At 59.1% G+C, this 1,686-nt stretch carries 1 protein-coding gene; it reads left to right on the plus strand.

The genetic code is table 11. The features are described from left to right. On the plus strand, nucleotides 1–1,686 hold a 1,686-nt coding region (locus CWB99_RS23350; protein ID WP_171045442.1), incomplete at both ends, for a beta strand repeat-containing protein.

Below are 1,686 nucleotides of genomic sequence, written 5' to 3' on the forward strand. Positions count from 1 at the left end.
GGGCAATACCTCCACCGCAGCAACGCAAACCATTACCCTGGATAACGCAGCACCGTCAGCGGTGACCATCACCACCCCGATTGAGACGGATGGCATTGTCAATGCGGCCGAAGACAACGATGTGCTGATTGCGGGCTCGAGTGCGGAAGCGGGCAACAGTGTGACTGTGACCATCACCGACAACAACAGCTCAGTGAGTCGCACGGTAACGGCGGATAACTCAGGTAACTGGACACTGAGTGGCAGTGAGCTGGATGTCAGCGGGCTGAACAATGGCACGCTCACCGTGTCGGCGACGCAAGCGGATACGGCGGGCAATACCTCCACCGCAGCGACTCAGACGATCACCCTGGATAACGCGGCACCGTCTGCGGTGACCATCACCACCCCGATTGAAACCGACGGACTGGTCAATGCGGCCGAAGACAACGATGTGCTGATTGCGGGTTCGGGTGCGGAAGCAGGCAACAGTGTGACCGTGACCATCACCGACAACAACAGCTCAGTGAGTCGCACGGTAACGGCGGATAACTCAGGTAACTGGACACTGAGTGGCAGTGAACTGGATGTCAGCGGCCTGAACAATGGCACGCTCACTGTGTCGGCGACGCAAGCGGATACGGCGGGCAATACCTCCACCGCAGCCACGCAAACCATTACCCTGGATAACGCGGCACCGTCTGCGGTGACCATCACCACGCCGATTGAGACTGATGGCATTGTCAATGCGGCCGAAGACAACGATGTGCTGATTGCGGGGTCGGGTGCGGAAGCAGGCAACAGTGTGACGGTAACCATCACGGACAACAACAGCTCGGTAAGCCGGACAGTGACGGCGGATAACTCAGGTAACTGGACGCTGAGCGGCAGTGAGCTGGATGTCAGTGGCCTGAACAATGGCACGCTCACCGTATCGGCGACCCAAGCGGATACGGCAGGCAATACCTCCACCGCAGCGACGCAAACCATTACCCTGGATAACGCGGCACCGTCAGCGGTGACCATCACCACGCCGATTGAAACCGACGGACTGGTCAATGCGGCCGAAGATAACGATGTGCTGATCGCCGGTTCCGGCGCGGAAGCAGGCAACAGTGTCACGGTAACCATCACGGACAACAACAGCTCGGTAAGCCGGACAGTGACGGCGGATAACTCAGGTAACTGGACGCTGAGTGGCAGTGAGCTGGATGTCAGCGGCCTGAACAATGGCACGCTCACTGTGTCGGCGACGCAAGCGGACACGGCAGGCAATACCTCCACCGCAGCCACGCAAACCATTACCCTGGATAACGCGGCACCGTCAGCGGTGACCATCACCACCCCGATTGAAACCGACGGACTGGTCAATGCCGCGGAAGACAACGATGTGCTGATCGCCGGTTCCGGCGCGGAAGCAGGTAACAGCGTCACGGTAACCATTACCGACAACAATTCCTCAGTAAGCCGGACAGTGACGGCGGATAACTCAGGCAACTGGACGCTAAGCGGCAGTGAGCTGGATGTCAGTGGCCTGAACAATGGCACGCTCACTGTGTCGGCGACCCAAGCGGATACGGCAGGCAATACCTCCACCGCAGCCACGCAAACCATCACCCTGGATAACGCGGCGCCTTCGGCGCTGACTATCACCACGCCAATTGAAACCGATGGTATCGTCAGTGCGGCCGAAGATAACGATGTGCT

Origin of the sequence: Pseudoalteromonas rubra, from assembly GCF_005887095.1 — a bacterium.
Classification (GTDB): Bacteria; Pseudomonadota; Gammaproteobacteria; order Enterobacterales; family Alteromonadaceae; genus Pseudoalteromonas; species Pseudoalteromonas rubra_E.